The organism is Myxococcus sp. AB025B (genome assembly GCF_006518215.1).
In the GTDB taxonomy this organism is placed as follows: domain Bacteria; phylum Myxococcota; class Myxococcia; order Myxococcales; family Myxococcaceae; genus Myxococcus; species Myxococcus fulvus.
In genome coordinates, this window is record NZ_SRLW01000419.1 from 1 (window position 1) to 6,828 (window position 6,828).

Here is a 6,828-nt window from a genome sequence, read left to right on the forward strand (position 1 = left end):
GCAACGTGGTCTGCCAGGGACTCGTACCGCCCCGGGATGGGGATGACCTGCTCCCGCCGCACCCATCCCCACCGGACCTCGCCTCCCATCCTGAACCGCGCGACATGAATTCCCATGACCCAAGGCTCCTTCAACGTGGCCCGGCGGCCACCGTGAGCGCATCCAGGAAGCAGGTCATCCGGTCCGCGACCTCGCGGACATGCGGCGCCTGCAGCATCGTGTAGTGATTGCCCGGCACCTGATGCAGCTGGGCCTGGAGCAACCGCTCCCCCCAGCTCTCCACCGGCGCGGGCAGCGTGTCCGACGAAGGCGCGGCCAGCTGCTGCGCCTGGAGGAAGAGCACCTTGCCGCGATAGGGCTCCGCCCGGTAGCGGGACAGGGCCCGCGCGTTGCGGGAGAAGACCCGGAAGCGCTGCTCCATCTCCGGCAGCTCCACCCCCGGCAGCGCGCCCAGGGCCTTGGCGTGCTCGACCAGGTAGCCCAGGCGCCCCGCCTCATCGAGCGCCTGGAGCTTCACCGCGTCGAGCTTCGCCGCCTCCGCGCCCCCCAGCAGGTCCGTGGCGAACCACGCCATGAGCGCGCCGGGCTCCTCCGCCCGCTGGTAGAGCTCCGGAGACCAGGTCTCCAACAACAGGAGCAGCTCCACCTGCTCGGACCGCGCCTCCAACTGCCGCGCCATCGCCTGCGCGACGATGCCGCCCGTGGACCAGCCCCCCAGGCGGTACGGCCCGCTCGGACGGACGCGGCGCACCTCCTCCAGGTACCGCGCCGCCATCTCCTCGATGGAGCCCGCGTCCTGGTCCGGCAGCGCCTGCAGCGCATAGAAGGGCTGCCGGGGCCCGAGCTGCCTCGCCAGCGGCGCGTAGCACAGCACGTCGCCGCCCGTCGGGTGCACGAAGAACAGGGGCGGCTTGTCGCCCGTCTCCTGGATGCGCACCAGCGGCTCACGCGCGCGAGCACCGCCCTCCTGCTGGACGAGCAGGGCCGCGAGCTGACGGATGGTGTCCGCCTGGAACAGGAGGGAGACGGGGAGCTGACGCCCCCAGCGGGCGCGCAGCCGGGACATCAACCGGACCGCCAGCAGCGAGTGGCCGCCCAGCTGGAAGAAGCTGCTGGTGACGCCGATGGGGCGCAAATCGAACAGCTCCTCCCAGAGCGCCACCAGCTCCAGTTCCAGCGCGTCCCTGGGCGCGACGTACGCGGCCGACAGCTCCGGCGCCGGAGCCTCGGGCACCGGCAGGGCGCGGACATCCAGCTTCTGGTTCGGCGTCAACGGCAGCGCGTCCAGCCGGACGAAGTGGGAGGGAATCATCGCCGGCGGCAGCCTGTCCCTCAGCAAGCGCGACAGCGCCGAGGGGGTGACGGTCGTCGCGGCCACGACATAGGCCGTGAGCGCCACCTCGCCCGAGGCGTCGGCCCTCGCCACCACCACCGCTTGACGGACCTCCGGGTGCTGACGCAGCTCCGCCTCGATTTCCCCCGGCTCGATGCGTACGCCCCGGACCTTCACCTGGTGGTCCTCGCGGCCCAGGAACTCGAGGCGCCCCTCGGGCAGACGACGAACCCTGTCGCCTGTCCGGTACATGCGCAGGCCGGGCTCCCCCGCGAAGGGGTCCGGGAGGAAGCGCTCCGCCGTCAGCTCGGGGCGGTGGAGATAGCCCCGCGCCACCCCTTCGCCTCCGATGAACAGCTCTCCGGGCATGCCCACCGGCACGGGCGCGAGCCGCGCGTCCAGCACGTACATCCGCGTGTCCGCGATGGGCCCACCGAGGGTGACCCGGGACGCGTCCTCCACCCGCTCGAACGAGGACCAGATGGTCGTCTCGGTCGGCCCGTACATGTTGAACACCTCGCCCTCCACCCTCGGGAGCACCTGGCGCGCCAGGGCCGCGGGGAAGGCCTCGCCGCCCACCAGGAGCTTGCGGAGCGGACGCAGCGCCTCCGCGCCCCCTGGCTCCAGCAGCAACATCCGCAACATCGACGGCGTGCACTGGAAGTGGGTGACGCCGTGCGCGGCGATGAGCGAGGGGATGTCCTCGGGCGCGGATGGGGGCCGCGTGCAACGCTCCTTCAGGGCGTTCAACGTCTCGAGCCCCGCCAGCGTCGCGTCGACGTCCATCCCGAAGTCGATGAGACACGCGACCTCGTCCACGCCCAGCTCGCGCAGCCTGTCGATCAACGGCAGACAGCTCTCCACGTTCCCGAACAGGCCCAGCTGGTTGAAGTACCGGTCGATGGCCTTCGCGAGCAGCTGGTCGACGTCCGCCTCCGAGAGCGCCTCCAGCTCGCCCCCATGTGGCAGGGGCCCGATGACCGAGCGCAGCAGCCCGATGGAGCTCTTCAGGTACTGGCGCAGCGGCGCGTTCACCTTCTGGCGGATGTCGTCGACGTCCTCGCCCATGAACGTGTGCAGCATGAGCGTGACGTGGCCCGGCCCCGGTCCGTGGCCCGCGGCCGCCCAGGCCTCCCGATAGATTCGGACCTTCTTCGCCAGCTCCGTGAGGTTCTGCCCCAGCAGGTGCGTGAGCACATGCGCGCCCGCCGCGCCCGCCGCGCGGAACGTCTCCGGGTTGCCCGCCGCCGTCACCCAGACCTGGACGTCCGGCTGGACCGGCCGGGGGAGGGACTGGACCGGGACGTCCTGCCCCTGTCCGTTCCGGAACGACACCGCCTCGCCCCTCCAGAGCCTCCTGACGGTGGAGATCTGCTCGAAGAAGGAGGTCCGCGCATCGGCGAAGCGCTCGGGCGCGAGCACGAAGTCATTGGGGTGCCACCCCGAGGCGAACGAGAGGTCCACGCGTCCGTCGGAGAGGTTGTCCACGATGGACCACTCCTCCGCGACCCGGATGGGGCTGTGCAGCGGGAGCACGATGCTGCCCGCGCGCAGCCGGATGTTCCGGGTGGTCGCCGCGAGCGCCGCGCTGACGACGGAGGGATTCGGGTAGAGCCCGCCGAAGGCGTGGAAGTGCCGCTCGGGCGTCCAGACCGCCTTGAAGCCGTGCGTGTCCGCGAACCGCGCGCCCTCCAGGAGCAGCCGGTACTTGGCCTTCGTGTGCTCGCGCTCGTCGCTGGCGAAATAGAAGAGGCTGAACTCGAGCGGCCTGCTGGACACGCCGGGCCCGCTCGACACCCCCTGCTCGCCGCGGAGGACCACCTGGAACCCCCGGGTGAGCGAGTACAGGAGCTCCAGCACGGAGATGTCGAACGACATGCTCGTCGTGGCGAGCCACACGCCGCGCTCGTGAGCGCCCATGGCGTCGTCCATCGCGTCGAAGAAGCGCGCGACGTTGCGGTGACAGACCATGCAGCCCTTGGGGCGCCCCGTGGAGCCCGAGGTGTAGAGCGTGTACGCGACGTTCTCCGCGCCGACTCCGCTCCTCGGAGACTCCACGACCTCGTCGCCGCCGGCCTGCAACGGCACCACCTTCGCGCCCGTCTCCGGCAGCCGCGTCGCGTGGCCCGCGTCGACCAGGACGACCTTCGCCTGGGAGTCGCCGAGCATGTACGCGAGCCTGTCGGCGGGATAGGTCGGGTCCATCGGCACGTAGGCGCCGCCGGCCTTCAGGATGCCGAGCATGCCCACCACCATGTCGGCGCTCCGGGGGACACAGAGGCCCACCCGCGCCTCGGGGCCGATGCCGAGCGCCCGCAGTCGGTGCGCCAGTCGATTGGCGCGCGCGTCCAGCTCGCGGTAGCTCAGCCGCTCGGCGCCGGCGACCAGGGCGATGGACTCCGGGGACGCGCGCACTCGGGCCTCGAACAGCTCGTGGAGGCACGACGCGGGGGTCCGCGCGGAGCGGGTGTCGTTCCAGGTGTCGAGCACCTGGCGGCGCTCCTCGGGGGTGAGCAGGGGCAGCTCCGACAAGCGCCGCTCGGGGTCCTCGACGAGCCCCTCCAGCAGCGTCTCCAGGTGCCCCACCATCCGGTGGATGCTCGCCGCGTCGAACAGGTCCGTGCGGTACTTCAGCACGCCGCCCAACGACGCGTCCGTCTCCGTCAGCTCCAGCGAGAGGTCGAACTGGCCCTCCTGCTGCGGGATGTCGAAGGGGCGCAGCACCAGCCCTCCGGGCAGAGCCGGGTGGGCCTCGTCCCCCTGGTAGATGTCCTCCCGGGGCGTGGGCTGGAGCATGAACGCCACCTGGAAGATGGGTGAGCGGCCGGAGTCGCGCTCCGGGTTGAGCTTCTCCACGAGCAGGTGGAAGGGGAAGTCCTGGTGCGCGAGCGCGCCGACGACCGTCTGCCGCAGCTGCCCGAGCAGGGCCCGGAACGAAGGGTCCCCGGAGAGATTTCCCCGCAGGACCATCATGTTCATGAAGTTGCCCACGACCTTCGCGAACTGGGGCTGCGTCCTCCCCAGCGTGGGCGTTCCGACGAGCAGGTCCTCCTGCCCCGAATAGCGGTGCAGCAGGCCCATGAAGGCGCCCAGGAGCAGCGTGTACAGCGTGACGCCCTCCTGCTCGCAGAGCGCCCTCAGTCTCCGGGGCAGCGTCCCCTTCAACGACACGGGGACCGACGCGCCCGCGTAGCCCTGCACCTGCGGCCGGGGACGCGCGATGGGCAGGTCCAGCGCCGGCAGCGCGCCGCCCAGCTGCCGGGACCAGTACTCCCAGAGCCGCTGCCCCGTGGCGCCCGCGAGCATCTCGGCCTGCCAGCGGACGTAGTCCACGTAGGTCGCCTGCGGCGCGGGCAGCGGCGCGGGAGCGCCCGCCTTCTCCGCGGCGTAGAGGTGCCGCAGCAATTCCTCCCCCAGCACCAGCAGCGACCATCCGTCGTAGACGATGTGGTGGATGGCGATGAGCAGCACGTGGTCGCGCGGGCCCCGCGTGAACAGCCGCACGCGCATCAGCGGGCCCCGCTCCAGGTCGAACGGCGCCTCGTACGCCTGCGTCACCCGCGCCCGCAGGGACTCGAGGTCGAGCTCCGGGACGGGGACCTGCTCGAACGGGACCTCGGCCTGCTCACGCACCCGCTGGACGGGCTGTCCCTGGTGCGTGGTGAAGGTCGTCCGCAGCGCGCCGTGTCGGTCCACGAGCCGCTGACAGGCGCGTCGCAGCGCGGCGACGTCCAGCTCGGAGACGATGCGAATCGACAGCGCCGTGTTGTAGGCGGCGCTGTCGGGTGCCACCTGGGAGACGAACCAGAGCGCCTGCTGTCCGTGGGAGAGCGGATGGACGGACTCACCGTCGGCCGCGAGCCGGCGCAGGTGCTCCACCAGCGTGGCCTTGTTCGTGGACAGCTTCGCCAGGTGCTCCGGCGACAGCGCGCCCTTGGGGGCCCGGTACTTCAGCCGCTCCCCCTCCACCCAGAGCGTGACGCCCTGCCGGGACAGTTCGGCGATGAGTTCGTCGGTCATCACAGCTCGCCTTCCTCCCAGTCCTGACTCGGGGCCGTCCGGCCCGCGCCGCTCCCGTCGAGCTGCTCGGCGAGGCGCTGCGACAGGTGCGCGATGCTCGCGCCCTGCAGCAGCTCATCGAGCTGCAGGCTCACGCCCGTCTCCGCGTGGATCTTGTGCTTCAGCTCGAGCGACAACAGCGAGTCCAGGCCCAGGGTGCTCAGGGGCTGCTCCGCGTCCAGCCGGACCACCGGCATCTTCAACAAGTTGGCCACCTGCTCCCGCAGATAGCTGTCGAGCAGCGGGCCTCGCTGGCCGGGCTCGGTGGAGAGCAGCGTCTTCGAGAAGGTGCTCGCGGCGGAGGCGGCGTCCTGGAGCGCCTGCGCCCCGGGCGGAGGCGGCAGCGCGTACGGCCCCTTCGTCACGGCGCTGTAGGCGGCGTCGTAGGAGACACGCGCGCCCAGCCGCTCGAGGTTGATGCGACGAATCGTGTCCACGTCCATCGACTCGTCCTTGGTCACCGTGAACAGGAGGTAGGCGGCCAGCCGACGCTTGAGCAGCTCCCCCAGCATGTGGATGCCGTGCAGGTGCTTCTGCGTCACCTCGTCCAGGTCGCGGGTCACCCGCGTGAAGTTCTGCTCGAAGTCCGGGTCGTGGAGGAAGTTGGCGATCTCCTGGCTGGACTCGACCGCCTCGACGATGCGCAGGTGGTTGCGGGCGAGCAGCTCCGCCCATTCGGACTGGGGCACGAAGAGGGTGGTGGACTCCGGGTGCTCGATGGCGCTCGCCATGTTGGACAGCGTCTCCGCCATCACCAGGTAGCCGCCGTTGCGCAGGCTCCGGCTGATGTTCGCGAAGAGGTCCGCCTTGTTCCGGATGTGGTGGATGACCTGGAACGCGATGACCAGGTCGTACGTGGACGGGAAGGCGTCGCGCGAGCTGTCCTGGTAGTGGAGCTTGATGCGCCCATCCAGCCCGAGCCCGCGGATGCGCTGCCGCCCCGCTTCAATCTGGTCGGGCGAGATGTTGCAGCCATGCAGCTCCAGGTGGGGATGCGCCTTGCCCAGGTCGATGAGGTCCGCGGCGTGGCCACACCCGATGTCGAGCACGCGGGTGAAGGACGAGAAGTCGAGCCCCCGGTAGAGCGTCCTCGCCATCTCGAGGTTCGACTGGAGGGCCAGGTCGTAGAACTGCTTGTAGACCGCCTCCTTCGAGGGGTCGGCCTCCGGCCGGTACATGGCGATCCACGAGAAGCCGGGCACGGGCTCGCGCAGCGTCGCGAAGCGCAACGAGGGGAACTGCACCGCCGTGTTGACCTCCGCCAGCTGGACGATGGTCCGGTAGAAGGTCACCAGCACATCGGTGTTGGGGATGAGCGAGTCGACCCAGTAGCGCTCACGCTGGAAGGGATACGTCGGCAGCGCCACCCTTCGGCGCGCATACCCCTTGTCCACCCCCGCCCAGTCCACCTCCACGCCCTTCACGTACAGCTTCGC

Annotated in this window: 2 protein-coding genes; both read right to left on the reverse strand. The window is 70.7% G+C overall.

The window, feature by feature from the left end; all coding sequences use genetic code 11:
* Window positions 1-130 precede the first annotated feature (130 nt).
* The gene (locus FL311_RS39550; RefSeq protein WP_228557390.1) at window positions 131-5,353 is read right to left on the reverse strand and encodes a MupA/Atu3671 family FMN-dependent luciferase-like monooxygenase; all 5,223 of its coding nucleotides are present in this window, start codon (window positions 5,351-5,353) and stop codon (window positions 131-133) included.
* Window positions 5,353-6,828 (reverse strand): methyltransferase (locus FL311_RS39555; protein ID WP_141332821.1); only part of this gene is annotated, 1,476 nt, incomplete at its 5' end. The genes FL311_RS39550 and FL311_RS39555, both read right to left, overlap by 1 nt.

Bases quoted from the DNA above. Each gene is read 5' to 3' on its own strand.
- FL311_RS39550 (WP_228557390.1), bottom strand. From the start codon at position 5,353: ATGACCGACGAACTCATCGCCGAACTGTCCCGGCAGGGCGTCACGCTC.